General features: G+C 60.6%; 24 protein-coding genes and 2 tRNA genes. 13 read left to right on the plus strand and 13 right to left on the minus strand.

Annotation, left to right across the window (positions count from 1 at the left end):
- The first annotated feature begins 121 nt into the window (after window positions 1-121).
- Window positions 122-754, plus strand: coding sequence for a DUF5666 domain-containing protein (locus tag LT42_RS06755; protein ID WP_037010948.1), 633 nt, complete (start codon window positions 122-124; stop codon window positions 752-754).
- A gap of 84 nt (window positions 755-838) precedes the next feature.
- Here the strand turns inward: LT42_RS06755 and LT42_RS06760 are convergent, their stop codons facing one another.
- From LT42_RS06760 to LT42_RS06770, 3 genes are all read right to left on the minus strand, one after another.
- Window positions 839-1,183, minus strand: a complete 345-nt coding sequence (locus tag LT42_RS06760; protein ID WP_037010956.1) for a hypothetical protein — start codon at window positions 1,181-1,183, stop codon at window positions 839-841.
- Window positions 1,184-1,283: 100 nt separating this feature from the next.
- Window positions 1,284-1,841, minus strand: coding sequence for a DUF4174 domain-containing protein (locus LT42_RS06765; protein ID WP_037010959.1), 558 nt, complete (start codon window positions 1,839-1,841; stop codon window positions 1,284-1,286).
- Window positions 1,842-2,123: 282 nt separating this feature from the next.
- Window positions 2,124-2,200, minus strand: a tRNA-Val gene (locus LT42_RS06770).
- Between the two features lie 234 nt (window positions 2,201-2,434).
- Here LT42_RS06770 and LT42_RS06775 point away from each other — a divergent pair.
- Both LT42_RS06775 and LT42_RS06780 read left to right on the plus strand, forming a co-directional pair.
- A complete protein-coding gene (locus tag LT42_RS06775; protein ID WP_037010962.1) occupies window positions 2,435-2,758 on the plus strand; it encodes a hypothetical protein in 324 nt (107 codons plus the stop codon).
- A 147-nt stretch (window positions 2,759-2,905) separates the two neighbouring features.
- Window positions 2,906-3,127, plus strand: coding sequence for a hypothetical protein (locus tag LT42_RS06780; protein WP_276209497.1), 222 nt, complete (start codon window positions 2,906-2,908; stop codon window positions 3,125-3,127).
- Window positions 3,128-3,234: 107 nt separating this feature from the next.
- Here LT42_RS06780 and LT42_RS06785 read toward each other — a convergent pair.
- Window positions 3,235-3,311: transfer RNA gene (locus tag LT42_RS06785), tRNA-Val, on the minus strand.
- A gap of 228 nt (window positions 3,312-3,539) precedes the next feature.
- On the opposite strand from LT42_RS06785, the gene LT42_RS06790 reads away from it, so the two are divergent.
- The gene (locus LT42_RS06790; protein WP_037010964.1) at window positions 3,540-4,823 is read left to right on the plus strand and encodes an NAD(P)/FAD-dependent oxidoreductase; all 1,284 of its coding nucleotides are present in this window, start codon (window positions 3,540-3,542) and stop codon (window positions 4,821-4,823) included.
- Window positions 4,824-5,296: 473 nt separating this feature from the next.
- Here the strand turns inward: LT42_RS06790 and LT42_RS06795 are convergent, their stop codons facing one another.
- The gene (locus tag LT42_RS06795; RefSeq protein WP_037010968.1) at window positions 5,297-5,998 is read right to left on the minus strand and encodes a lipoprotein; all 702 of its coding nucleotides are present in this window, start codon (window positions 5,996-5,998) and stop codon (window positions 5,297-5,299) included.
- 258 nt (window positions 5,999-6,256) lie between these two features.
- Between LT42_RS06795 and LT42_RS26005 the strand changes: the two genes are divergently transcribed.
- Window positions 6,257-6,433, plus strand: a complete 177-nt coding sequence (locus tag LT42_RS26005) for a hypothetical protein (protein WP_162835392.1) — start codon at window positions 6,257-6,259, stop codon at window positions 6,431-6,433.
- Window positions 6,434-6,540: 107 nt separating this feature from the next.
- On the opposite strand, the gene LT42_RS06800 is transcribed toward LT42_RS26005, so the two are convergent.
- Window positions 6,541-7,305, minus strand: a complete 765-nt coding sequence (locus tag LT42_RS06800) for a TerC family protein (protein WP_037010970.1) — start codon at window positions 7,303-7,305, stop codon at window positions 6,541-6,543.
- A 115-nt stretch (window positions 7,306-7,420) separates the two neighbouring features.
- Here LT42_RS06800 and nhaR point away from each other — a divergent pair, with 115 nt between their 5' ends.
- The gene (gene nhaR / locus LT42_RS06805) at window positions 7,421-8,317 is read left to right on the plus strand and encodes a transcriptional activator NhaR (protein WP_037010972.1); all 897 of its coding nucleotides are present in this window, start codon (window positions 7,421-7,423) and stop codon (window positions 8,315-8,317) included.
- Here nhaR and LT42_RS06810 read toward each other — a convergent pair.
- Together LT42_RS06810 and LT42_RS06815 are read right to left on the minus strand one after the other, a co-directional pair.
- On the minus strand, window positions 8,314-9,471 hold the full coding sequence (locus LT42_RS06810) for an MFS transporter (protein ID WP_037010974.1): 1,158 nt from the start codon (window positions 9,469-9,471) through the stop codon (window positions 8,314-8,316). The genes nhaR and LT42_RS06810 overlap by 4 nt on opposite strands.
- A 172-nt stretch (window positions 9,472-9,643) precedes the next feature.
- Entirely contained in the window at window positions 9,644-10,153 is a 510-nt protein-coding gene (locus LT42_RS06815) for a DUF1993 domain-containing protein (RefSeq protein ID WP_037010976.1), read from the minus strand.
- 109 nt (window positions 10,154-10,262) lie between these two features.
- Here LT42_RS06815 and LT42_RS06820 point away from each other — a divergent pair, with 109 nt between their 5' ends.
- Window positions 10,263-10,955, plus strand: a complete 693-nt coding sequence (locus LT42_RS06820) for a YceH family protein (protein ID WP_037010980.1) — start codon at window positions 10,263-10,265, stop codon at window positions 10,953-10,955.
- A gap of 473 nt (window positions 10,956-11,428) precedes the next feature.
- On the opposite strand, the gene LT42_RS06825 is transcribed toward LT42_RS06820, so the two are convergent.
- Complete coding sequence (locus tag LT42_RS06825) at window positions 11,429-12,241, minus strand: shikimate 5-dehydrogenase (protein ID WP_037010983.1); 813 nt, start codon at window positions 12,239-12,241, stop codon at window positions 11,429-11,431.
- A 238-nt stretch (window positions 12,242-12,479) separates the two neighbouring features.
- Between LT42_RS06825 and LT42_RS06830 the strand changes: the two genes are divergently transcribed.
- From LT42_RS06830 to pbpG, 3 genes are all read left to right on the plus strand, one after another.
- Window positions 12,480-12,827 carry a hypothetical protein gene (locus LT42_RS06830; protein WP_037010986.1) on the plus strand — a complete coding sequence of 116 codons (348 nt, stop codon included), beginning with the start codon at window positions 12,480-12,482 and terminating at the stop codon, window positions 12,825-12,827.
- 237 nt (window positions 12,828-13,064) lie between these two features.
- On the plus strand, window positions 13,065-13,247 hold the full coding sequence (locus tag LT42_RS06835) for a hypothetical protein (protein ID WP_037010989.1): 183 nt from the start codon (window positions 13,065-13,067) through the stop codon (window positions 13,245-13,247).
- Window positions 13,248-13,608: 361 nt separating this feature from the next.
- Window positions 13,609-14,544 carry a D-alanyl-D-alanine endopeptidase gene (gene pbpG / locus LT42_RS06840; RefSeq protein WP_037010992.1) on the plus strand — a complete coding sequence of 312 codons (936 nt, stop codon included), beginning with the start codon at window positions 13,609-13,611 and terminating at the stop codon, window positions 14,542-14,544.
- An 853-nt stretch (window positions 14,545-15,397) separates the two neighbouring features.
- Here the strand turns inward: pbpG and LT42_RS06845 are convergent.
- Window positions 15,398-16,336, minus strand: a complete 939-nt coding sequence (locus tag LT42_RS06845) for a magnesium transporter CorA family protein (protein ID WP_037010994.1) — start codon at window positions 16,334-16,336, stop codon at window positions 15,398-15,400.
- Between the two features lie 4 nt (window positions 16,337-16,340).
- Window positions 16,341-17,924 (minus strand): RimK family protein, encoded by a 1,584-nt coding sequence (locus tag LT42_RS06850; protein WP_037010996.1) that lies wholly within the window; start codon window positions 17,922-17,924, stop codon window positions 16,341-16,343.
- 89 nt (window positions 17,925-18,013) lie between these two features.
- Here LT42_RS06850 and LT42_RS06855 point away from each other — a divergent pair, with 89 nt between their 5' ends.
- Window positions 18,014-19,132 (plus strand): GNAT family N-acetyltransferase/peptidase C39 family protein, encoded by a 1,119-nt coding sequence (locus LT42_RS06855; RefSeq protein WP_037010998.1) that lies wholly within the window; start codon window positions 18,014-18,016, stop codon window positions 19,130-19,132.
- Window positions 19,133-19,363: 231 nt separating this feature from the next.
- Here the strand turns inward: LT42_RS06855 and LT42_RS06860 are convergent, their stop codons facing one another.
- Window positions 19,364-20,683, minus strand: a complete 1,320-nt coding sequence (locus tag LT42_RS06860; protein ID WP_037010999.1) for an Nramp family divalent metal transporter — start codon at window positions 20,681-20,683, stop codon at window positions 19,364-19,366.
- 115 nt (window positions 20,684-20,798) lie between these two features.
- On the opposite strand from LT42_RS06860, the gene LT42_RS06865 reads away from it, so the two are divergent.
- A complete protein-coding gene (locus LT42_RS06865) occupies window positions 20,799-22,235 on the plus strand; it encodes an MFS transporter (RefSeq protein WP_037011000.1) in 1,437 nt (478 codons plus the stop codon).
- Window positions 22,236-22,374: 139 nt separating this feature from the next.
- Window positions 22,375-22,554, plus strand: a complete 180-nt coding sequence (locus tag LT42_RS06870) for a hypothetical protein (RefSeq protein WP_037011001.1) — start codon at window positions 22,375-22,377, stop codon at window positions 22,552-22,554.
- A gap of 432 nt (window positions 22,555-22,986) precedes the next feature.
- On the opposite strand, the gene norR is transcribed toward LT42_RS06870, so the two are convergent.
- Window positions 22,987-24,552, minus strand: a complete 1,566-nt coding sequence (gene norR, locus LT42_RS06875; protein ID WP_037011003.1) for a nitric oxide reductase transcriptional regulator NorR — start codon at window positions 24,550-24,552, stop codon at window positions 22,987-22,989.
- Window positions 24,553-24,634 lie beyond the last annotated feature (82 nt).

Below are 24,634 nucleotides of genomic sequence, written 5' to 3' on the forward strand. Positions count from 1 at the left end.
GAACCGCACAATCGCGAAGAGCGTGCTCGCGAAGTCATGATCACTGACGCCGATGTCATCCACCGCTCTCAAGACTGGCGTTATGCTGAGAGCTCGCCCCATCACAGGATCTCTGCTCTCAATGAACATCCATAAGCCTCAACCTTTGCGTCGCACCCTTCTGATGTCGGCCTTGCTGGGCACCCTGCTGGCAAGCGCGTTGCCTGCCTGCGCGGAGGATGGCAAGCCCATGCGCGTGCGCGGCACAATCACGGCGGTCGACGGTGACGCGTTGAAAATCCACAGCAACCGTGGCGAAGATCTGCAGGTGGCCGTGACCCCGAACACGCAGATTCGCGGCGTAACCCTGGCGCAGGTGTCCGAAATCAAACCGGGCAGCTACATCGGTTCCGCGGCAGTGCCGTTGCCGGATGGCTCGTTGAAAGCACTGGAGGTCCATGTGTTTCCGCCAGAGATGGCAGGCACGGGCGACGGCCATCGCGCATTCGACCTGACGCCGGACAGCACAATGACCAATGGCTCGGTGGGTGATCTCGTCGCCAGCAACGGGCGCACGATCACCGTCAATTACAAGGGCGGGCAGAAGACCATCGTCATTCCCGATGACGTACCGATCGTCAATCTGGTGCCGGGTGATCGAGGGCTGCTCAAGCCAGGCGTGAAAGTGGTCCTGCAGGCGCAGAAAGCAGCCGACAGCACGCTGACCGCGCTATCGGTTTCTGCCGGAGAAAATGGCGTGACACCGCCCATGTGAAGCACGGGATGGCCGCCAGGACAGGGCGAGTACCCGGCCGATTGGCCAGATTCGCCGCCCTGCCCCGAGCGTCCATCGGATGAATCAGAGACAGGTGGCGAGCACTGCGCCGCGCTGCTCTACGGCATTGGCGCCTGGCTTGGCGTAAAAGCTGACCCTGGTCATCCCTGCCTTGCCGGCGACGTCGGCGAAATACTGGCCCTCGGTGGTGTAGACCGTAAAGGCATCGGGCTCGCCCTTGGCCATGAAGACATCCGCCACGTCACCGAACAATTGCACGTTAGCCCAGGTGACCTTGATGCATTCGGCCACGGCAGTGGCAGGTTTCTGACTGGTATACACCTGCGCCGGACCCGCCGAACGCGTTTGGTTCAAACTCATGCAACCCGTCAACGCCACCAGCGCCAGCGCGCCCGCCCACTGCTTCATGACAATCCCTTTTGGTAAAAAAGGACCGATGGTACCAGCAACCTCATCCAGGCCACACGCCTGGCGTTAAACGGGCGCTTCTTCCGATCCGATTGTCGGGTCAGTCATCCAGGCCGGCCGGCGGCGCAGCAGGTGCGGCTTTCCCCGGCTTGCCGGGTTTTCCAGGTTGTGCAGCCGCCTTGGGTTCGGCCACAGGGGCTGCAGGCGCGGCGGCGGCCGCTTCCTTTTCCGCCATCGGCATCTGATCGATGGTGCTGAAGATTTCCTTGGGCTCAATCGGACCGTTGTGGGTCATTTTCTTCTCGCCGTCCTTGCCCACCAGAATCACTTGAGCCTGGCCGCCTGCCTGGGCGCCCAGTTTGAGTTCGCGCACCAGCGCCATGGTGGTCTGGGCGTCGAGATCCTTACCGTTGCGCTGCCCGACCGTGTTGATGATGGTGTAGAGCACCATGTCGCGCTTGGCGAACCCCTCCTTGTTGGCGGGTTCTTCCAGATTTTTCTTCAGGCTGACCAGCGTGGGGTCTACGGAGCTTGACGCGATCACGATCAGTGGACGGGTCTTGCCGCGCTCCTGTGACAGTGGGGTATCGCCGTCGGCAGCCAGCAAAGGGCTCGACACGGCGAACAAAACGGCAAGGGTCAACGACCGGCTAAACATACACACCTCCTCTGGATTTCCATGCACTGATGATCGCGCATCAGGGGAAAAGGTCCAGACGCAAGGAGGAAAAAACCGGAATTATTTCATTGAGCCCGATGAATTGAGCCTGGGCTGGGGTAGAGCGTCCTGGGCTGCGGGCCCGCTATCAGCGGTGGGCTTGCCCACCCGACGTGGGCAACGACAGAAGACGTAAATCGCAGACAACAAAATCGCGGGCAATAAAAAGGGCGAATCTTTAGATTCGCCCTTTTCTTCACCGCCCAGCAGAGCGGATTTGTTTGGTAGGCGCGATTGGACTCGAACCAACGACCCCCACCATGTCAAGGTGGTGCTCTAACCAACTGAGCTACGTGCCTGCTGTGGGTCGGCATTCTACGGATATTCAAATAGCTGTCAACGTCTTTTTCGCTCAGTAAGCCCCTGAATCTGCAAATTATTTAGCGAATCGATCACCCGGCCTTGCCGACGCCGCAGGCCCAACCAGACCATCGACAATGAAGGCTCAGCTGCCGCCTGTCGCCGGCATGGCACTACGGGCGGATATCCGATGCCCAACGCACACAAGGACCACGACACACGGAGATCACCTGATGAATAGATCAATTGCTGCACTGGCTCTCGGCTGCGCCCTGACATGCACCTCGCTCGGCGCACTGGCGGGCGCGACTTCTCCAGACATGGGGCCGCCGCCGTCACAGACCGGAATCGACCCGCGCGTACAGGGCAGTGACCCGTCTCGACAAGGTTCCGAGGTAGACACCCAGACCAAGAAGGGCATCAGCTTCGGCGGCGGCACTTCAATGAGCAACGGCACCGGCAGTAATAACGATGCCGACTTGCCAGGCGGAGACACCACCAACGGCGGCGGCAGCAAAGGGTCAGGCTCGTCCAGCGCTGGCGGCGCCGGCGGCTGACAGCACGATGTGGATGCAGTAATCCCGGGGCGCTTGAACAGCGCCCTTTTCGTGCCTGTCGCCTTTGCTTTGTTATAGTGCGTCGCCGCCGCGCCTGACAATGCGTCGCGAGACGGATGATCAACAGTGGAGAATGGCACCGTGGGCATGAAAAAATCAGCGATGGAATTCAAGCGTGACCTGAGCACCATCGCGGCGAATCTGGAGCGCACCGCCGGTGAAATCAGCCGCCTCGCCGAACGCGTCAACGACGTGGACGTAGTAGCGGTGCTGCATCTGATGAACCAGCAGTACAAGGACGCAGACCGTCTACGGGCCTATGTCGATGAAATCCGGGCCGGTCGGATTACCCGGGCCAAGGCCGACTGACAGATCGCGCGGGACGTCGTCCGCCTGAAAGCCTTTACGAACAAAAAAAAAAGGGTGGTCCTGTCGGACCACCCTTTTTCGTTACCGCCCAGCAGAGCGGATTTGTTTGGTAGGCGCGATTGGACTCGAACCAACGACCCCCACCATGTCAAGGTGGTGCTCTAACCAACTGAGCTACGTGCCTGCTGTGGGGCGGCATTCTACCGGGATCAGGATTGCTGTCAACGGTGATTACCTCCTAACCCCATGAAAGCGGAAGACTTTTGAAACCCCAAGCTCGACTCCGCCCATGCCCGTGCACTCCTTTTCTCGCCCCTCGCCGCGATTTCAAAGGCCATGCCCGGCTGGTGAGTGAATTTCATCTCAGGTAGCATCCGCCCATTCGTAAAAAATATAAAACGGGGCTTACAGGATGACGAACACTTCATATCCGCATTCCTATTACGCCGCTTCGGCCAACGTGGCTCCGGCACGGCCCCGCCTGCAAGGGGACATCGAAACGGACGTGTGCATCATCGGCGCCGGTTACACCGGGCTGTCGAGCGCGCTGTTCCTCCTCGAACACGGGTTCAGGGTGACCGTTCTGGAAGCCGCAAAAGTCGGCTTCGGCGCTTCAGGCCGCAACGGCGGGCAGATCGTCAACAGCTACAGCCGTGACATCGACGTCATCGAGAACACCGTCGGCGCCAAGGAAGCCCAACTGTTGGGGCACATGGCTTTTGAAGGCGCGCAGATCATCCGCGACCGGGTGGCTAAATATCAGATCCAATGCGACCTGAAGGACGGCGGCGTTTTTGCCGCGATCACGCCCAAGCAGATGGGCCATCTGGAGGCACAAAAACGCCTTTGGGAGCGCTACGGGCACAGCCAGCTGGAGTTGATGGATCAACGCCGTATCCGTGAAGTGGTTGCGTGTGATCAGTACATCGGCGGCATGCTCGACATGAGCGGCGGCCACATCCACCCGCTCAATCTGGCGCTGGGCGAAGCCGCAGCTGTCGAGTCACTGGGTGGAGTCATCCATGAGCAGTCGGCCGCCATTAGCATCGACCGCGGCGTGAACCCCGTCGTGCATACCGCCGAAGGGAGGGTTCGGGCCAAGTTTATCATCGTGGCGGGCAATGCCTATCTGGGCAATCTGGTGCCGGAGCTGGCAGCCAAATCGATGCCCTGCGGGACGCAGGTCATCACGACAGAACCGTTGAGCGAAGAACTGGCAAGCACTCTGTTGCCGCAGGATTACTGCGTCGAGGACTGCAACTACCTGCTGGATTACTACCGACTGTCAGGTGACAAGCGTCTGATCTTCGGCGGCGGCGTCGTGTATGGCGCTCGTGATCCCGCCAATATCGAAGCCATCATCCGTCCGAAGATGCTCAAGGCGTTTCCCCAGCTCAAAGATGTGAAAATTGACTACGCCTGGACCGGAAACTTCCTGCTGACGCTCTCGCGGTTGCCGCAAGTCGGTCGGCTGGGTGACAACATCTATTATTCCCAGGGATGCAGCGGTCACGGGGTGACCTATACGCACCTGGCGGGGAAGGTGCTGGCGGAGGCACTTCGCGGTCAGGCAGAGCGGTTCGACGCGTTCGCCGGCCTGCCCCACTACCCGTTTCCAGGCGGCCAGTTGATGCGCACGCCGCTTACCGCCTTGGGCGCCTGGTACTACAGCTTGCGGGACAGGCTGGGGTTCTGAGGGAAAACGCCGGCGTCTTGCATCGGCTCGGATGCTCATCCGATTGTAGGAGCACGCTTGCCCGCGAATGCGATCGATCAGACGCTAATGTAGCAACTGAAACGCCGCGTTCGCCAGCAAGCCGGCTCCTACAGGTTTTTACATGCGATCCAGCCACCGCTTATTTCTCTGAGCGGGCAGAGCATCACACCTGTAGGGGCTGGCGTGCTGGCGGGCATCACACCTGCAGGAGCCGGCTTGCCGACGGCCATCACACCCGCAGGCGCCGGCGTGCTGGCGGGCACCAGACCCGCCGGAGCCGGCTTGCTGGCTTGCTGGCTTGATGGCTTGATGGCTTGATGGCGGGCATCAGACCCGTAGGAGCCGGCTTGCTGGCGAACCCGTTTAACCAGCTTGCATCCTCTTGGCTGATTCACCGCATTCGCCAGCAAGCCGGCTCCTACAGGTTTTGCCATGCGATCCAGCACCACCGCTCACTTCTCTGAGCGGGCAGCCGGATTGTTCAGCGCCTTCACCGCCTCGCCCGCCGCCTGTTCCTGCCCGGCCTGGGCCAGATCATTGGCGGCTTTCAACCAGCGCTCGCGGTCGACCGGAACCGGCAATTGCCGCGGGCTCTGGATCAGCACCGCCCAGTTGCCGCCGTCATTCCAGTCCGAAGTAAACGACTCGAAACTTTCGGTGACGCGCCCCGGCCCGGTGTAGATCAACACCGTGCGCTTGTTCTGATCAAAGCCGACCAGCACGCCATAGCGCTGCTCTTTCCACCACAGCGAGCCATCCGAAAACCGCACCATGACCGGGTAACCCGCTGAAACCTGCGCCAGCACGTCCGGCAAGTTGCGATCCACCGGGTACACCACAAAACCGTATTCACGGGCCAGATTCGGCATGCTCCGGTCCAGCGAGTCCTCCGCGCCGGGTAACTTCAGTGGTTTCTCGAGCAGCCCCGGCGTGGTCTGAACGCCGTGAACGGTCAGCATGCTGGCCAGCGCAAAGGGCGCGCTTTGGTAATCCTTGCCGCGAAATGACGGCACCGCGTTGATCTCCACACGATCGGGGAGCGCCTTGTACTGCGGCGGATATCCGGGCTTCCAGTTGTGCTGGTTCGAACAGCCCGACAGCACCAGCAGAGCGGCAACCGCCAGCCATTTTCGTTGCCCTGCCACCCTATCCATTCGCGTCAATGCCTGCACGTTCTCTACTCACTTGACAGATGGCGAAGGATCTCTGGATCCAGCCTGAGCCCGGATGATAGAGCGCTGCAACGGCGTGGTATAGCCCGGCCTCCCCCTATGCTAAAGCTCAAGGTACTTCCCACGAGGCCGGATAGAACAAACCGGTCCACTTATTTTGACCATCGGTCAACTTCTGGCAACAACCCGGTGAGTAGACTGTCGATGACTAAGAGACGAAGAGAAGAGCCGGAGGAAGCCATGAGCCTCGGAATGACCATTGTGATGTTGATCGCCGCCTGGCTTGCCGTTGCAGCCGCCATGTTGTGGGGTGTGATGCGGATTTCCCGCCGTCATCACCCGCATTATCGGCAAACCGAAGCTGCCAAACCGCAGCAGCGCGCACAGCGCAAGATTCACCACGTCACTGCGCACTGATGCTTCGCTCAGGACGCACACGACGCCGATAAAAAACGGTCGGCGATGGCAACCATCCCGACCGTTTTGTTTACCGCATTGTGCAATTCGCAGCAGTTAGCTGTGCATCAGACCTTCTGTGCCTGGGCTTCAGCGTCAAGCCTTCTCTGGCGAGACCTGCGCACCAGCATGTTCAGCACCTCAATCAGAGCCGAGAACGCCATGGCGGTGTAGACGTAGCCTTTTGGAACGTGGGCGCCGAAACCTTCGGCGATCAGGGTCATACCGATCATGATCAGGAAACCCAGCGCCAGCATGACCACAGTCGGGTTGTCATTGATGAATTTGGCGAGCGGTTCGGACGCTACCAGCATCACAATCACCGCAGCAATCACAGCAATAACCATGATCGGCAGGTGTTCAGTCATGCCCACGGCGGTGACGATACTGTCGATCGAAAACACCAGGTCGAGCATCAGGATCTGACCGATCGCGGCGGCCATGCCCAACGTGACCGTGTTGGAGGCAGCTTTTTCGGCTTCGGTCTTGATGTCTACGCTGTGGTGAATTTCAGTGGTGGCTTTCCAGACCAGGAACAGACCACCGGCGATCAGAATCATGTCCTTCCAGGAGAATGTCTGGCCCAAAATCTCTACCACCGGTTCGGTCAACTGGACGATCCAGGCGACAGTGGTCAGCAGGCCCAGACGCAGGATCAGCGCCATGCTGATACCGATACGGCGCGCCTTGGTGCGCTGATGCACGGGCAGTTTGTTGGTGAGAATCGAGATGAAGATCAGGTTATCGATGCCGAGCACGATTTCCATGACGACGAGTGTCGCCAGCGCGATCCACGCCGTTGGGCTTGCAGCCAGTTCCAGAAGGTATTCCATATAACGGTTGTCCAGGTTCGTTCAGGGATAGGCCGGCATTCTAGGCACGGAAACACTTCAGCAAAATTCGTATTTTTCAGGCGTATACTTCGGTTTTTACGAAGTGACGAGACCTATGCTCAACTACCGGCAGCTGCATTACTTCTGGGTCGTGGCCAAGACGGGCAGCATCGTCCGGGCGTGCGAGCAGTTAAACCTCACGCCGCAGACCATCAGCGGGCAGATCAGCCTGCTGGAACAGACTTACGGCGTTGAGTTATTCAAGCGCGTCGGCCGCCAGCTCGAGCTGACCGAAACCGGTCGCGTTGCCCTGCCCTACGCCGAACAAATGTTCCAACTGGGCGGTGAACTCGAGGCTGTGCTGCGCGCACAACCCGACGAACAGCAGATTCTGTTCAGGGTCGGCGTCGCCGACGTTGTGCCCAAGTCCATCGTCTATCGGCTGATCGCCCCCAGCATGGCGCTCAACGAACTGGTGCGGATCAGTTGCCGGGAAGATCAACTGGAGCGTCTGCTGGCGGACCTCGCCATTCAGCGCCTTGATCTGGTGATCTCCGACAGCCCTATGCCTTCCCATCTGGACATTAAAGGTTATAGCCAGAAGCTGGGCGAATGCGGCGTGAGTTTTTTTGCCACCCGCACGCTCGCCGCCGCTTACGGGCAGAACTTCCCCCATGGCATGCAAGGCGCACCACTGTTGGTGCCAGGCCAGCAGACGGTGGTGCGCAGCCGCTTGATGCGTTGGTTCGCCGAGCAGAACATTCAGCCGAAGATCGTCGGCGAGTTTGACGACAGCGCCCTGATGAAGGCGTTTGGCAAGTCCGGCAGCGGCATCTTTATCGCGCCGAGCGTCATCGCCGATGAAGTGATCGAGCAATATGACGTCGAGCTGATCGGCCATACCGATGCGGTTACCGAGTCGTTCTATGCGATCTCGGTCGAGCGCAAGGTCAGCCACCCCGGCATCATCGCCATCACCGAAGGCGCCCGTCGTCAGTTGTTCCCGGACTAGCCCTCGCAGGTCGCGGTGCGCGGTCGAACAGTCATGAGCAGCAGTGCCAGCAGGATCGACAGCACAATGATGCCCGCTGCCGCGAAGCCGAGGCTCCCCAGCCCGAGATGATCGATCACCCGACCGCCAATGATCGCGCCAATGCCGATGCCCAGGTTGGCCCCGGCGATGTTCAGCGATGCGGCGAAAGCCGGGGCTTGGGGTGCTGCCTTCATCAACCGGACATGACTGACCAGAAACAGCGCCGCCTGGGTCGCGCCCCAAACCGCCAAAGCCAATGCCAGGGCCGGCAGGGTATGCATGCTTGGCACCACCATGACCATGCCGCCGATCATGAACGTGCAGAAGATCACGCTGGCGATCAAGGGATGACGGTCCACCAGCCGCCCGCCGAGCGAGTTGCCCAGCAAACCCACTGCGCCGAAGCCCATCAGGCACCAGCCGACCACAGTGCCGTCGAACCCGGCGAGCCGTTCAAGCATGTCGGCCAGATAGGTGTAGGCGGTGAACATGCCGCTGAACACCAGCACCGACAGCAGGACATGCCCCTGCATCAACGGGCTGCGCAGAATGCCGAACTGACTGCGCAGCGACGCCTGATCCTTGTGCAGGCTGCGCGGCAGATAGATGAACAACAGCAACGCCTTGGCAAAAGCCACCAAGGACAGAATGGCAAAAGCGCTGCGCCAACCGATGGCATCAGAGATCAAGGTGCCGACCGGGATGCCGAAAACGGTGGCGCAGACGATACCGAAACCAATCTTCGCGATCGCGCGTCCGGCGTGATCCGGGCCGACAATGTCCACGGCAGTCTCGCTGGCCAGCGCCCAGAACACCGGCAGCCCGAGTGCCGGGATCAGTCGCGCGACGGCCATCACCCAAATGTTGGGGGCCAGTGCCGCGACGGCGTTGGATATGCCGAACAGAATCAGCACCGAGATGAACAGGCGCTTGCGCTCGAAGCGTGAAAACCACGCTGTCAGGAACGGCCCGAAACAGGCGACGGTGAAGGCGAACAAGGTGACCAGCAAGCCGGCCTGGGGGATGGTGACGGCCAGGTCTCGGGCGATGGCAGGCAGCAGACCGACGATCACGAACTCTGTGGTCAGTACCGTAAAGCCGGCGGCCGACAACAGGTAAATGGGGAAAAACATGAAGTCTCCAGAACGACGAAACGACCGGTCCTCGCGGAGCGGTCGATCGGATGTGGCAAAAAACTGGATGCGAAGGGTATCAGAGACGCTGCACCAAACACGACTCACTGCCTGAGCTGAACCGGATTGCGAAGCCAGTCAGACAGCGAGTCAGGCGACCCAGCGAGACCGATCAGTAAGCGCCCATGTAATCGCGCTTGCCGACTTCCACGCCGTTGTGACGCAGCAGGTCATAGGCGGTGGTGACGTGGAAGAAGAACTGCGGCAACGAGTAGTGCAGCAGGTAGGTCTGAGTGTCCAGGCGCTTTTCCTTGTCAGTGCCGGGGCGCAGCACGATTTCCCGCGCTTCGTTGCCATCGACTTGCTCGGCCTTGATGGTGTCCAGGAAGGCCAGGACCTTGGTCAGCAGCGCCTGGAGGTCGGCGAAGGTGGTTTCGCTGTCTTCGTATTTTGGCGGTTCCATGCCCGCCAGACGTGCGCCGGCGCCTTTGGCGAAATCCACGGCGATCTGCACCTGACGCACCAAAGGGAACATGTCGGGGAACAGACGCGCCTGCAGCAGGGCGTCCGGCTGAATGTTTTTGGCGGTGGCGTGAGCTTCACCTTTGGCCAATACGGCAGCCAGGGCGGTAAGCATTTGCTTGAAGACGGGAATCGAAGCGGCGTAGAGAGAAAGGGTCATGGCAGTTCCTGAAGGAATGGGTCGCCTGAGGGCGAACGCGATCGCGGCTTGTCTTTTACCTCATCCAGCCCCTACCCTCATAGCCTTTTCAACGCTTGGGGAATGGGTCATGGCTGACGAGCAGGATGGCGAAAATACCGTTGAAACCGCAGAGGCGCTGCAACTGAACAGCATTGAGGTGCGCATCCTGGGCTGCCTCATCGAGAAGCAGGCGACCCATCCCGAGAGCTACCCCCTCACCCTAAATGCACTGGTGCTGGCGTGTAACCAGAAAACCAGTCGGGAGCCGGTGATGAACCTGACGCCGGGGCAAGTAGGCCAGAGCCTGCGGGCGCTAGAGAGCCTGCAGCTGACGCGACTGGTCATGGGCAGCCGGGCGGACCGCTGGGAGCACCGCGTCGACAAGACCCTGGAGCTGGTACCGGCGCAACTGATTCTGAGCGGGTTGCTGTTTTTGCGCGGTCCGCAAACCGTCAACGAGCTCTTGACCCGCAGCAACCGCATGCACGATTTCGACGACACGGCTGCAGTGGTGCATCAGCTCGAACGGCTCATCGGGCGCGGCCTGGCGGTGCTGATCCCACGGCAGGCCGGTCAGCGTGAAGACCGCTACATGCACGCACTGGGCGACCCGGCAGACCTTGAAACCGCCCTCGCCGCACGACAGCACGCGGCGGAGCGTGGCGTTAGCGGCACCTCCAGCTCAGGTGGATCGGGCAATGCGGCGCTTATCGAGCGAATCGATACGCTCGAAGCCCGCATCACCGAGCTGGAAGAACGGCTGGCGTTGCTGGAGGGGTAAGTTGGCTCAAGCCTGCGTCACCCAGTGATTGGTTTGAAACGATGGCCAATTCCAGGAGCGCGCTTGCCCGCGATGGCGTCCTGCCCGACGCAGCTGCATGCGATGACCCAACGCATTCGCGGACAAGCGCGCTCCTACAGGTGGTGGCGGCGCAGGCGTTGTCTTGCGCAGCTGCCGTTGCTGCCGTCGCTGCCGTCGCTGGCGGGGTATGGTTGCTTAAGCCAGCGTCACCCATTGATTGGTTTGAAACGACGGCCAATTGTAGGAGCGCGCTTGCCCGCGAAGGCATCCTGCCCGACACAGCTGCATGCAATGACCCAACGCATTCGCGGGCAAGCGCACTCCTACAGGTCGTGGCGGCGGCCGGCATTGTTGCGCGCATTCCGCATAAGCAGCCCAACCTCCATCCGCATCCGCATCGAAATCCCGCATCATTTGCTAAACGATCATCGGCTGCCGCTGCGGCTTTATTCTCAACCCCGTGCGAACGCCGCCGCGGCTTGATACTGCGCCTCGGTGGGCGTCACGCCGGTGTAGAGAATGAACTGCTCCAGCGCCTGAATGGCCGCAACCTGGTCGCCGGTGATCAGGCGTTTGCCCAACCGTTCGGCTTGAATAATGAATGGCGTGCGCGCCGGTGTGGCGACGACGTCAAACGCAGTCTCGGCGCGTTCGATGGCGGCCTGGTCAAACGCCAGCGCGTCGGCTTGATCGCCGGCCATGCCCAAGGGTGTGACGTTCACCAGCAATGGTGGCCGTTCACCGCCGAGTTCGGCCTGCCAGGCAAATCCGCAAGTCTGCGCAAGCGCCTTTCCCGCAGTTTCATTGCGCGCGACGATCAGACCGTCAGTGAAGCCCGCGTCGCGCAATGCGCAGGCGACGGCTCTAGCCATGCCGCCACTGCCACGCAGGGCGAAGCGCGTACGCGGCACTTGATGGGTGTCCACCAGTTGCGCGATGGCAATGTAGTCGGTGTTATAGGCCTTTAAATGACCGTCGGTGTTCACGATGGTGTTGATCGATTGAATAGCAGCAGCGGAGGCGTCCATTTCGTCGACCAGTTCGATGGCCGCCTCTTTGAACGGCATCGACACGCCGCATCCACGAATGCCCAGCGAACGCATGCCGGCGATGGCAGCGGGCAAGTCGCTGGGTGCGAAGGCCTTGTAATAGAAATTCAAACCCAACTGCTGATAAAGATGATTATGGAATCGCACACCGAAGTTGCCGGGGCGCCCGGCCAGCGACATGCACAACAGTGTTTCCTTACTGGCGGTGACCAACATGAAATCTCCCGAGTGGTGTTAGAACGGCGCTGAGCAAAGGCGTAGAATCGCGACGCCTGTCCGCAGGGATGCAAATCCCGTGGCTGTCAGTGTCATTAAAGTTGGCGAATACCTTACACAAAATTTACGCAACGGCCTCGCAGATATTTCCAAAGTCGTTGTCTGAGAAGTTATCCCGTGGCAGTGCCTGAGCGTAACGCAGGCACGCGACAACGGGACCGAACACCGAGGAACAGTCATGATTCGTCAGATCCCCAAAGTTGCCTTGTTGTTAGGCGCCCTCGCCCTCGCCGGCCAGGCACAAGCTCACGGCGGCGGCCCGGGCTGGGGCGGAGCAGCCGTGATCGGAGCGGTCGTCGGCGGTGTCGTCGGCGCAGCCGTGGCTTCCGGTCCGACGTATGTATCGCCCGCCCCCGTGTACGCGGCCCCGGCGCCTGTTTATTACGCGCCACCGCCTCCGCCACCGGTTTACTACCAGCCCGCTTATGTGGTTGAACGGCCTGTGGTGTACGAACGCCGCTATTACGGCCCGCCACGTTATTACGGCCCACCGCCAGGCTACTACCACGGCGGTGGTCGCTGGTAACGGCGCCTCGTTAAACCTGGCAAGAAGGCGGCGTCATCCGAATAGCCGCCCTTCTACAACGACCCCGCCTCCCCGGCGGGGTTTTGTTTTCCGGTTTCCCGACCCGTCCCGCGACGCTGTGCGCACAAGCGCTTGAACGCCGCCCCCACCGCTCATCAATGACCACTATCGAGCACAGTGATTTCTGCATCAACGAACCGGTCCGTAAAGTAGCGCCATAGATTGATGGAGGCACTTATGACCAAGGTTCAAATCATGTCGGTTGTCGGCAGCGCGGTTCCCGCCCAACTTCGTGAGCGCGGTCTGTTGGCCTGCTGGTACCTGGTTCAGAACGGCGAGCCGGTCAGCGGTCCGTTGCCCTCTTTGCCTGCGGCGCAAGCGTTGTCGCAGCAACTTGAAGGCCGCCCGCTCAATAGCTGAACCCCCTATTCGCTCTTCCCTGTGAATCGTGCGTTGCTCCGCACACCCCTTTAGCCCGCCTCCTTTGTGACGCGGGCTTTTTTTTGTCTCGACATCGGTGTTCCCGCACGGCTCGGGTGTCCCGGACTGCACGCTACAGACAAACGTCACCGCCAAATTCAGTAACAGGACCCTGTTAGATACAGGCTTTTTGGATCCGCTACCTGAACCTCACCCATACGGCGCACGTTTATTAACGAAACCAGGCCTCGGCCCATCGACATCTTCAGAAACTTGCTCCTAAAATGCGCCGAACTTGTTGTCGTCCTTGAAGAAAGTGCGACCTTCCACGCAACTTGCCATCACTAAGTGAGCTTTGCTCTTGAAAATTCGTCACTCCCTCATCGGCCTATTATTTGCACTTACAGGCTGCGCACTTTCTACCGTCACTCTCGCCAACGAGCCTGCGGCTTTCAATCGCGACCCGGCCAATCTTCACCTGGCTTCCGGCAGCGCCATGATCACCGACCTGCAGACGGGTCAGGTGCTGTATGCCAGCAACCCCGACATCATTGTGCCCATCGCCTCGGTGACCAAGCTGATGACGGCAATGGTGACACTCGACGCAAAACTGCCGATGGACGAGATGGTCAAGGTCGACATTTCACAGACCGCCGAGATGAAAGGCGTGTTCTCCCGCGTCAAGCTGGGCAGTGAACTGAATCGCCGTGACATGCTGCTGATTACCCTGATGTCCTCGGAAAACCGCGCGGCGGCGAGCCTGGCCCATAGCTACCCGGGCGGCTATCCGGCGTTCATCCGGGCGATGAACGCCAAGGCGAAAGCGCTTGGCATGGGCCATACGGTGTACATGGAGCCCACCGGGCTCTCGGTGTTCAACGTGTCCACCGCGCGCGACCTGACCAAACTGGCGCTCGCGGCGCGTAATTACCCGCTGCTGCGCGAGCTGAGCACGACTCCGGAAAAAACCGTCACGTTCCGCAAACCGACCTACGTTCTTGGTTTCAGCAACACGGACCATCTGGTGCGTAAGTCCAACTGGGACATCAAGCTAACGAAGACAGGCTTCACCAATCAGGCGGGCCATTGCCTGGTGCTGCTGACCAGCATGGCCAATCGTCCGGTGTCGGTGGTGATTCTCGATGCGTTCGGCAAATACACCCATTTCGCTGACGCCAGCCGCATGCGCCTGTGGATGGAGACCGGCAAGAGCGGTCCGGCGCCGGAAGTCGCGCTGCAGTACAAGAAGGACAAGAACCTGGTGATGAAGCAAAAAGGCCTGCAGGCGTCGGATTAACAGCGCCAGCTGCGCCGCCGCGTTCGCCAGCAAGCCGGCTCCTACAGGGCGGGGTCGGGCCACCGCTTCTGTGAATTCCGACAGGGTGGTGTCGGGCCATGGCTCGAATGAATGCCTACTGGGATGTCGAGCCGTGGTTCCTGTTTATGACATGTCACGCCTTTGCGCATCGAACCGGCTGCCACCTGGAATGCATCAGGTATCGCCGCCCAACGGGTAACGCCGCAAATCTGTAGGAGCCGGCTTGCTGGCGAAGGCGTCGTGTCATTCAACATGTCCGGCGCTGACCCACCGCGTTCGCCAGCAAGCCGGCTCCTACCGAAGGAAGTCGTGCCGTAGCTTCCGCGAACTCCAACACGACGCACTCTGATTCCTGTGAATTCCAACAGGGTGGCGTCGCTTCGGCTACCAGAAAGAGTCAGACGCCCTCGCGCAACAGGTAACGCCGCAAATCTGTAGGAGCCGGCTTGCTGGCGAATGCGTCGTGTCATTCAACATGTCCGGCGCTGACCCACCGCGTTCGCCAGCAAGCCGGCTCCTACCGAAGGAGGTCGTGCCATAGCTTCAGCGAGCTCCAACACGGCGCACGCTGATTCGTGTGAATTCCAACAGGGTGGTGTCGCGCCGGCTACCGGGAAGAGTCAGGCGCCCTCGCGTATCGGGTCGGCGGCCGCCGCGAAAGCATCACGTTCCGCCCCTGATCCGTTAACGCCGCAAATCTGTAGGAGCCGGCTTGCTGGCGAAGGCGTCGTGTCACTCAACATCTCCGTTACTGACTTACCGCGTTCGCCAGCAAGCCGGCTCCTGCAGGGCCGCGTTGGGCCACGCTCTGGTAAATTGCAACAGGGCTACCTCAATGACTGGCCCGCGCCAGGCGCTTTAGCATCACCACCATCCCCACGCCCAGCCCGGCCATCCCGATCAGCAACGCCGGGTAGCTGATCCACCACGCAAGGGGTGCGGTCATCATGCTGAATTCCGACATCCCGCCAATGCCCGCCAGCAGGTTCAGCGGCAAAAACACCACATTGATCAGCGTCAGTTTGCGCAGCAGGTTGTTAGTGTTGTTATTGACCAGATTCCCCCGCGCGTCCATCAGGCTGGCAAACACCGTGGAGTAGATGTTCGCCTGTTTATGGCACTGCTCGTTCTCGATGATCATGTCCTCGATCAGCGCTACGTTGTCGCTGGCAAACTGGTGTTTGTGCGCGTGATTACGCAGACGCGTCAGCACCGAGCCGTTGCTGTCGATGGCATTGATGTAATACACCAGGCTTTCGCTGAGGTTGAACATCTGCACCAGATGGCGGCTGTCCATCGACGCATTGAACTGCTGCTGCAACTCCCGGGCGATCATTTTGATGACCTTGAGGTGGCCCAGATAGTGATGAATATTGTCGAACAGCAGCTCCAGCAAAACGTCCAGCGGCGTATGCATCGGTCGATGCTGCCCAAGGTTCAGGTCGTCGAGCTGCTTGTCGTCTGCGCAGATCAGCACCATGTGTTGCTGGCTGAGCAGCAACCCGAACGATGACACGTCGAAGGCAAACGTCTGCTTGCCGGAGTAGTTCTCCGGACGCTTCCAGATCATGAACAACGCATCGGGATGAAACTCGATGCGCGACACCTCATCCGGGTCCAGCGCAGACGCCAGGGCACGGTCATCCAGGTGAAAACGCTCCAGCAGCAGGGCCTTTTCCGCTGGATTCGGGTCGCTGAAGCAGAGCACGCTGGCCTCAGCCTCCGCGCACGGCGTCAACCTGCCCGCCTCCAGGCGGTGGCTGCGGATCACCGTCCTAACCCGCCAGACCGCGGCGTTTGATGTCGAGCCGGCGAATGAACTCCTCCAGCACCAGCGCGTACAAGTCGTCCTGCAGCCAGGCGTCTTCGGTGCCCGCATCCAGGTTGGGGTTGTCGTTGACTTCGATCACCACCACACGCTCGCCGGACTGCTTGAGGTCGACGCCATACAGGCCGTCGCCGATGAGGTTGGCGGTCTTCACGGCCAGGTCGACCACTGCGCGCGGCGCATCGTGAACGGCCAGCGTGCGGCACTCACCGTTGATGTCGGCACCCAGGGCTTTGTGGTTGTAAATCTGCCAGTGCCCCTTCGACATGAAGTACTGACACGCAAAGACCGGCTTGCGGTTGAGCACACCAATGCGCCAGTCGTATTCGGTGTACAGGTATTCCTGCGCCAGTAGCAGCACCGAGTGTTCGAACAGCTCGCGGGCCGCTTCCTGCAGTTGTCGGGCGTCTTTGACCTTGATCACACCTTTGGAAAAACACCCGTCCGGGATTTTCAACACCAGTGGAAAACCCAACCGTGCCGCCACCCATTCCAGGTCATCCGGGCGCTCCTTGTAGAGAATTTCCGTGGCCGGCATGCCCAGTTTGTGGCTCTTGAGCAGGTCGGTCAGGTAGACCTTGTTGGTGCAACGCAGGATCGACGTCGGGTCATCCATCACCACCAGCCCTTCGCTCTCGGCCTTTTTAGCGAACCGGTAGGTGTGATTATCGACGCTGGTGGTCTCGCGGATCAGCAGGGCGTCGTATTCGGCGAGCCGCGCGTAGTCCTTCTTCTCGATCAGCTCGACATCCACACCCAGTTGTTGGCCGACCCGAATGAAATTCTCCAGTGCCTTGCGATTTGACGGCGGCAGCGCTTCTTGTGGGTCGTGCAGGATCGCCATGTCGTAACGGTAGGCACGACGTGAAGCCGGCTGGCGCCATATTTTGCGGCTGAAGCTGTCCAGTGACTGGGCGAACTGGTCCTGCTGATGATCGCGCAAGCGTATCAACGCGCCGGTCTTGACCCCTGCGATGTGCCAGTTGTCGCGCTTGCGAAACTCGACCAACAGAATCGGCGCCGCAAACGCCTCGAACAACTGGCGGGCCAGATCCTGCAAAGGCGCCAGATCGGTCTGGCCGAAATACAGGGTCAGCGTGAACCCTTCGGTTTCGTCGTACGGGTGATCGCGGAGCGCATGTTCGAGTCGCTTGTCGAGGTCATCCAACACCAGACCGTACAGGGATTTGCGGGTCAGCTCGCTGATGGTTTTCACCGACGGGATGACATGGTGCCCACGCGCTTCGGCCAGCAGTGAACAGTAATAACCATGGCCCAGGTAGCGATAGCTGCGACACAGGTTGATGACTTGCACCCGCTGGCCTGCGCTGTCTTGCGGCGGGTTTTCCAGATAATCCTGAGCGCTGATCAACTGTTCGCTGGGCAAGTAAGACGACCAATCTTCCAGGCGCTCCACGACAATCAATACCCGGCTTCGGGTGGTTAGTATTTTCGGCGAATTCATATTAAAAGTTGCCGAACGCTGAGGGTGTGCTGATACTTCGTCGGTCTTAACCGGCACCGCATTCATGAGTGGATCCTTCGGGAAACAGTCCTTTCTATAAAACATGAGTTTTTAGAAATGTCCCGTTTCGTTACTCACTCTTTACGGTGACCGACATGAACTTTATATATCGCCTCGCTCAGCCTGCCGATGTGGATAATCTGCTGGCGCTTGAAAACCAGTGTTTCGAATCTGACCGATTGAATGCGCGCAGTTTTCTGTGGATGGTCACGCGCGCCAACGCCCGGTTGATCGTGGCATTGCACAAGGGCGCCGACGTACGCCTGGCCGGGTATGCACTGGTGCTGTTCCATCGCGGCACTTCACTGGGTCGGCTTTATTCCCTGGCGATCAGTGATGACGCACGCGGCCAGGGGTTGGGCCAGAGCCTGCTCGCCCAGGCGGAACGGCATGCACTGGAGCACGAGTGTGCCTATCTGCGACTCGAAGTACGGCCTGACAATGGGGCGGCGATTCGACTGTACGAGCGCAACGGTTATCGGCTGTTTGACCGTGTCGACGACTACTACGAAGACCACTCTGCGGCGCTGCGCTTCGAGAAACGCATTCGCGAACATGCCACCGGTGCGGTCAGGCAAGTGCCGTACTACCCGCAAACGCTGGACTTCAGCTGCGGCCCGGCGTGCCTGCTGATGGCGATGAAAGCCCTGCAGCCATCACGCTCCATGCAGCGCCGTGAAGAGCTGCAAGTCTGGCGCGAAGCGACCACCGTGTTCATGACCTCCGGTCACGGCGGTTGCAGTCCGCAAGGCCTGGCACTGGCCGCCCTGCGTCGCGGTTTCGAGGTGGGCCTGCAGGTGTCCGTCCGCGGACCGCTGTTTCTTGCTGGCGTGCGCAGCGAAGAAAAACGCCAGGTCATGCGCCTGGTTCATGAGGAGTTCAGCCGCGAACTGAGCGCCAGCACGGTCCATCAGCTGGGCAGTGCGCCCCTCGATCTGCGGCACCTGCACCAGCAAAATGCCTTGGCATTGGTGCTGATCAGCAGCTATCGGCTGACCCGTTCCAAGGCCCCGCACTGGGTATTGGTCACCGGCTGTGATGAGGATTTCGTTTACTTGCACGACCCGGACGTTGATCACAGCCAACAGCGCCAGGCCATGGACTGCCAATACATGCCCGTCAGCCATAAAGAATTTGCCGGCATGAGTTGCTTTGGTACCGATAAACTGCGCGCGTCGGTGGTTTTGTATCGCGGCGCCGACACGCTTATATAAATTCCGTTATGCAGCGCAGCGTTGGCGTAAAGAAAGCGTCGTATTGATTGAAGTCCATTGCGTTAAAGCTCTGAATGAGCACCCGCCTCCGGGCAACGTGCTGGATAACGCAATGGACAACTCAGTGATCGGTTTAATGATTGTTTCGGTGATCACGCTGTTTGGTCTGGCCGCGTTTTACATCGACTTCGTCAAACCTCGCCGCACGCGCTCGTAAGGTATCTGGAGCGCTTAACTCACCCAGAAAAACATCAGCGTCAGATTGGCCGCCGAAATCAGCCCGAACAGCCCCCAGGCCAGCGTCTTGGTCACGGCGCTGTTGGCAAACGGCCCCATCAGGCTTTTGTCACTGGTAAAGCGAATCAGCGGCCACAGCGCGAACGGCAGTTGCAGGCTGAGCACCACTTGGCTGAGGACCAGCATCTTGCCGACCGCGCCGTCGCCGAACCAGATCACCCCGATGAACGCCGGGATTAGCGCCAGGCCACGGGTCGCCAGGCGCCGCTGCCAGCACGGGATCTTCGCTTTGAGAAAGCCTTCCAGCACCACTTGCCCGGCGATGGTGCCGGTGAAGGTCGAACTCTGCCCTGCCGCCAGCAACGCGATACCGAAAAGCACGCTGGCCACTGCCCCGCCCACCAGCGGATCGAGCAGGTGGTAGGCGTCCTGAATTTCCACCACATCCGAATGGCCGCTGCCGTGGAACGCGGCGGCGGCCAGAATCAGGATGGCGGCGTTGATCACCAGCGCCAGGCTCAGCGAGGCAATGGTGTCGACCCGGGCGTAGCGAATGGCGCTGGCCTTGCTCTCGACGGATGTGCCGTTGACCCGGGTCTGTACCACCGATGAGTGCAGGTACAAGTTATGCGGCATCACCGTCGCGCCGAGAATACCGATGGCGATGTACAGCGGTTCTTGATTGCTCAGTACGTCCCAGGACGGTTTCAGGCCTGCGACGACGTCTGGCCAGAATGGCTTGATCAGCACCAGTTCGATGAAGAAGCACGTGGCAATGGTCGCGATCAGCCCCAGCACGATGGCTTCAAGGCGTCGAAAATTGGCGCCCTGCAAGGCCAGCACGATGATCGTGTCGAACGCGGTCAATGCCACGCCGGTGGTAATCGACACGCCAAGCAGCAAATGAAACGCCAACGCCGCGCCCAGCACTTCTGCCAGATCAGTGGCGAGAATCGACAGCTCGGCCAGGATCCACTGGCCCATGCCGACCCGGTGGCTGTAGCGCTCGGCGGACAATTGCGCCAGATCGCGCCCGGTGGCAATGCCCAGCCGCGAGCACAAATTCTGCAGCACCATCCCGGAAAGACTGGCCAGCACCACCACGAACAACAGCGCATAGCCGAAGCGCGAACCGGCTTCGATGGCGGTCGCCCAGTTGCCGGGGTCCATGTAGCCGATGGAAATCAGCAGCCCGGGACCTACGAACAGCATCAGCTTGCGCAGAAACGAGGCGTTGGCCGGAATCGTGACGCTGTCGGTGGTGGCCGACGGGCAGAAAGGCGCGGTGGCGGTGGTGGGGAGTTTGTACTTCACGGGAATCCGAAAATGCGTTGGCGGTGAGCCTGGGAGCTTAAACGCGCAGAAATGTTTTGTCTTGAATCTCTATGCCTCTAACATGCAGCGTCTCACCGATTCGGAAAAAACAATAATGCAAGCCGTGCCTGACACCCCCGAAAACGCCCGTTCGACGCAAGACGGAATCGACCCTGTACGGGCTGCACGTATTTCCGCGCGCATCGACCGACTGCCCGCCGTCGCCACGATCTGGAAGCTGGTCGCCCTGCTGTCCATCGGCGGCTTCTTTGAACTCTATGACTTGTTTCAGACGGCCTATATCAGTCCCGGGCTGATTCGCGCCGGGCTATTCGCCACCGGAGCGCAGGGCGTCTTCGGGTTTTCAGATCAGGCAGCTTTCGCCTCGGCGACCTTTCTGGGGCTGTTCCTGGGCGCCAGCCTGCTGAGCCCGATTGCCGACCGCTACGGCCGCCGCGCGATCTTCACCTTCGCGTTGATCTGGTACACCGTCGCGACGGTGCTGATGGGCATCCAGACGTCAGCGCTGGGCATCATCTGCATGCGCTTTCTGGTGGGGATCGGCCTGGGCATCGAGCTGGTGACCATTGATGCCTACCTGTCGGAGCTGGTGCCCAAGCGCATGCGCAGCTCGGCGTTCGCGTTCGCCTTTTTCGTGCAGTTTCTGTCCGTGCCGTCGGTGGCACTGATGTCCTGGTGGCTGGTGCCGCAGGACCCGTTTGGCGTGTCCGGCTGGCGCTGGGTGGTGCTGGCCAGCGCCGTGTTCGCGCTGTTCATCTGGTGGCTGCGCTCGCGGCTGCCGGAATCCCCCCGCTGGCTGGCGCAACACGGTCGCTTCAGCGAGGCCGAGAAGATCATGGACGACCTTGAAGCGCGCTGCGTGAAGGACCATGGCAAGGCGCTGGACGAGCCGGAAACCCACAACGTGGCGGTGGAAGGCAAAGGCCGTTTCGCCGACATCTGGCAGCCGCCCTACCGCCGTCGGGCGCTGATGCTGATTGTCTTTCACGTGTTTCAGGCAATCGGTTTTTTCGGTTTCGGCAACTGGCTGCCCGCTCTGCTTTCCGGCCAAGGGGTGAGCGTCACTCACAGCCTGGCGTATGCGTTTGTGATCACCCTCGCCTACCCGCTGGGGCCACTGTTGTTTGTGAAGTTCGCCAATCGTTTCGAGAACAAGTGGCAGATCGTCGGCTCTGCGCTGGGGTCGATGATTTTCGGCACACTGTTCGCGCAGCAGACCACCGCCGCCGGGTTGATCTTCTGCGGCGTGATGATCACCTTCTGCAACGCCTGGCTGAGCTTCAGCTATCACTCGTACCAGAGCGAGCTGTTCCCCACCAACATACGCGCCCGCGCGGTGGGTTTCTGTTATTCGTTCAGTCGCTTGTCGACCGTGTTCAGCAGCCTGTTGATCGGCCTGTTTCTCGATCACTTCGGGACGCCGGGGGTACTGACGTTCATCGTGATGAGCATGTTGATCGTGATTATCACCATCGGCGGCTTCGGCCCGCGAACTCGCAATCTGGCGCTGGAAGACATTGCGGCCCGATAGGAGCGCATTGTTGCCGTGGGTCTTTGCATGAGGCGCTTGACGTCCAGCGCGACCGTTCATCCTGACGGGGTGAACGGGGTTTTAGGGGGATTTTCAAACGCTCAGCACCCAACTTGTGAACGTTGAACGGAGAAACAGCATGAGTGGCACGCGCCCTGAAGACCCTGACACCGACCCACGCACCGTGTCGTTCCCAGAGACGGTTCCGGACCCTGTCGAGGAGGAACTGGACCCGATTGACGAAGGCAACGACCCCGACGGCTTTGAGCCCGGTACGGAGATGGTGCCGGAAAAGGGGGATTTTCATACGCCCAAATAGGCCCGCCGCCCTCTTCCCGGCTAAAGCCGGTCCCACTAACGGACCACGCGCATCCTGTGGGACCGGCTTCAGCCGGGAAGCTGTTGAACTGGTGGGACCGCGCGCATCCTGTAGGACCGGCTTTAGCCGGAAGCTGTTGATCCTGTAGGACCGCGCGCATCCTGTAGGACCGGCTTTAGCCGGGAAGCTGTTGATCTTGTAGGACCGCGCGCATCCTGTAGGACCGGCTTCAGCCGGGAAGCTGTTGACTTTGTAGGACCGGCTTCAGCCGGGAAGCAGTTGATCTTGTAGGACCGGCTTCAGCCGGGAAGCTGTTGACTTTGTAGGACCGGCTTCAGCCGGGAAGAGGCCAGCGTGAACATCCAAAATCCTGCGGCGTGGCAGCCGACGCCTTCCCTGCTAAAGCCCGTCCCACGGGGAAGTATGTCGGTCCTACTGAGAGCGCGCGATCCCCAACCGCCGTGCCAGGCGCGTCAGGTTCGCGCGGTCCACCTTCAATTCCCGCGCCACGTCCGCCCATTTGCCGTGATGGCGTTCGAGTGCTTCAGTGATGAGCCTTCGCTGGTAGCCATCCAGCGCCTCCTTGAGCCCTTCCCCTGACTCGATCACCGGCGCATCGCCGGCCTGCGCCGGGGCCACCTTCGCTGGAAACCCCGCCTCATCAAGCCCCAGGACTTGCGCCTCAATGGTCAGGATGCGCGGACGGTCGCGGTGCATCGACAGCGCCTTGAGTACCGCCCGGCTGATCAAATGTTCCAGCTCGCGCACGTTCCCGGGCCATGCATGTGCCAGCAGCACCGACTGCGCCTCGGCGCTCAGCCGCAAACTGCGCAGCCCCATGCGCGCCCGGTTCTCCTCCAGAAAAAAGCCCGCCAGCAGCAGTACATCGCGACCGCGCTCGCGCAGCGGTGGCACCACCAAGGGGTACACACTCAGGCGGTGATAAAGATCGGCCCGGAAACGCCCGGCGCGCACCTCCGCCGCGAGATCACGATTGGTCGCCGCGATGATGCGCACGTCCACGTGATGCTCCTGATCGGAGCCGACCCGTTGCAGCTGCCCGCTCTGCAACACTCGCAGCAACTTGGACTGCACCGGCAGCGGCAACTCGCCCACTTCATCGAGAAACAACGAGCCGCCGTGAGCCAACTCGAATTTGCCGCTTCGGCCGCTGACCGCGCCGGAAAATGCACCTTTGACGTGGCCGAACAGCTCGCTCTCGACCAGCAGCTCGGGCAGCGCCGCGCAATTCAGGCTGATCAGCGGTTTCTGCGCGCGGGGGGACTGCAGGTGAATGGCCTCGGCAACCAGCTCCTTGCCCACTCCGGTCTCGCCGGTGATCAACACCGTGAGCGGGCTGTTGCCCACCAGCTGGATTTCCTGCTGCAAACGCTTGTGTACCTGGCTTTGTCCGATCAGCTCCCGGGGTCCGCGGCCGCCTGCGGCGCGTTTGTACACTTCGGCCAGTTGCCGTTGGTCCTCGAAGCCGCGCGCCAACTGGCTGATCCGTTCGCTGGCCATGACGGTTGCCGCTGCCAGGCTGGAAAACGCCTGCAAGTCGCCGAGGTCCACCCGGCCAAAGCGCGCCGGGTCCAGCGAATCCAGGGTGATCACGCCCCAGAGCGTGCTCTGGACATACAGCGGGCAACCCAGGCAATCGTGTACTTCCAGATCGCCATGCACACCCTCGACCAGGCCGTCATAAGGATCGGGCAGGTCGCAGTCGGTGGAGAAACGTGTGGGCTCGCGGTTTTGCACGATGATGTCCAGCCGCGGATGCTCACCCAACCGAAACCGGCGTCCCAGCGTGTCCGGGCTCAAGCCCTCGACCGAGAGCGGCACCAGCACCTCATCTTCCAGCTTGAGCAAGGCCACGGCGTCGCAGGGGAACAACTGGCGCAGCGAACGCAGCAGCCGACGGTAGCGCTCCTCGTCCGGCAAGTCGCGGGACAGATCGGCAACCAGCGGAATCAGTGCCAGCAGCAACGGGTGAGTCATGAAGTCTCCTGGACGGCGTTTTCTGCACGGCGCCGGATGGCGCACTGAGCGAGTCATTATGACTTTTAAGAGAGAGCAGTGT

It is taken from the genome of Pseudomonas lutea (assembly GCF_000759445.1).
In the GTDB taxonomy this organism is placed as follows: Bacteria; Pseudomonadota; Gammaproteobacteria; order Pseudomonadales; family Pseudomonadaceae; genus Aquipseudomonas; species Aquipseudomonas lutea.

What these genes read in the sequence shown, in the direction of transcription:
- LT42_RS06825 (WP_037010983.1), bottom strand. Translation starts at nt 12,241, where the DNA reads ATGTTGGTCACCGCCAGTAAGGAAACACTGTTGTGCATGTCGCTGGCC.
- LT42_RS06830 (WP_037010986.1), top strand. Translation starts at nt 12,480, where the DNA reads ATGATTCGTCAGATCCCCAAAGTTGCCTTGTTGTTAGGCGCCCTCGCC.
- LT42_RS26005 (WP_162835392.1), top strand. Translation starts at nt 6,257, where the DNA reads ATGAGCCTCGGAATGACCATTGTGATGTTGATCGCCGCCTGGCTTGCC.
- LT42_RS06795 (WP_037010968.1), bottom strand. Translation starts at nt 5,998, where the DNA reads ATGGATAGGGTGGCAGGGCAACGAAAATGGCTGGCGGTTGCCGCTCTG.
- LT42_RS06865 (WP_037011000.1), top strand. Translation starts at nt 20,799, where the DNA reads ATGCAAGCCGTGCCTGACACCCCCGAAAACGCCCGTTCGACGCAAGAC.
- LT42_RS06820 (WP_037010980.1), top strand. Translation starts at nt 10,263, where the DNA reads ATGGCTGACGAGCAGGATGGCGAAAATACCGTTGAAACCGCAGAGGCG.
- LT42_RS06870 (WP_037011001.1), top strand. Translation starts at nt 22,375, where the DNA reads ATGAGTGGCACGCGCCCTGAAGACCCTGACACCGACCCACGCACCGTG.
- LT42_RS06765 (WP_037010959.1), bottom strand. Translation starts at nt 1,841, where the DNA reads ATGTTTAGCCGGTCGTTGACCCTTGCCGTTTTGTTCGCCGTGTCGAGC.
- nhaR (WP_037010972.1), top strand. Translation starts at nt 7,421, where the DNA reads ATGCTCAACTACCGGCAGCTGCATTACTTCTGGGTCGTGGCCAAGACG.
- LT42_RS06790 (WP_037010964.1), top strand. Translation starts at nt 3,540, where the DNA reads ATGACGAACACTTCATATCCGCATTCCTATTACGCCGCTTCGGCCAAC.
- LT42_RS06815 (WP_037010976.1), bottom strand. Translation starts at nt 10,153, where the DNA reads ATGACCCTTTCTCTCTACGCCGCTTCGATTCCCGTCTTCAAGCAAATG.
- LT42_RS06755 (WP_037010948.1), top strand. Translation starts at nt 122, where the DNA reads ATGAACATCCATAAGCCTCAACCTTTGCGTCGCACCCTTCTGATGTCG.
- LT42_RS06850 (WP_037010996.1), bottom strand. Translation starts at nt 17,924, where the DNA reads ATGAATGCGGTGCCGGTTAAGACCGACGAAGTATCAGCACACCCTCAG.
- LT42_RS06760 (WP_037010956.1), bottom strand. Translation starts at nt 1,183, where the DNA reads ATGAAGCAGTGGGCGGGCGCGCTGGCGCTGGTGGCGTTGACGGGTTGC.
- LT42_RS06800 (WP_037010970.1), bottom strand. Translation starts at nt 7,305, where the DNA reads ATGGAATACCTTCTGGAACTGGCTGCAAGCCCAACGGCGTGGATCGCG.
- LT42_RS06775 (WP_037010962.1), top strand. Translation starts at nt 2,435, where the DNA reads ATGAATAGATCAATTGCTGCACTGGCTCTCGGCTGCGCCCTGACATGC.
- LT42_RS06835 (WP_037010989.1), top strand. Translation starts at nt 13,065, where the DNA reads ATGACCAAGGTTCAAATCATGTCGGTTGTCGGCAGCGCGGTTCCCGCC.
- LT42_RS06780 (WP_276209497.1), top strand. Translation starts at nt 2,906, where the DNA reads ATGAAAAAATCAGCGATGGAATTCAAGCGTGACCTGAGCACCATCGCG.
- LT42_RS06855 (WP_037010998.1), top strand. Translation starts at nt 18,014, where the DNA reads ATGAACTTTATATATCGCCTCGCTCAGCCTGCCGATGTGGATAATCTG.
- LT42_RS06810 (WP_037010974.1), bottom strand. Translation starts at nt 9,471, where the DNA reads ATGTTTTTCCCCATTTACCTGTTGTCGGCCGCCGGCTTTACGGTACTG.
- norR (WP_037011003.1), bottom strand. Translation starts at nt 24,552, where the DNA reads ATGACTCACCCGTTGCTGCTGGCACTGATTCCGCTGGTTGCCGATCTG.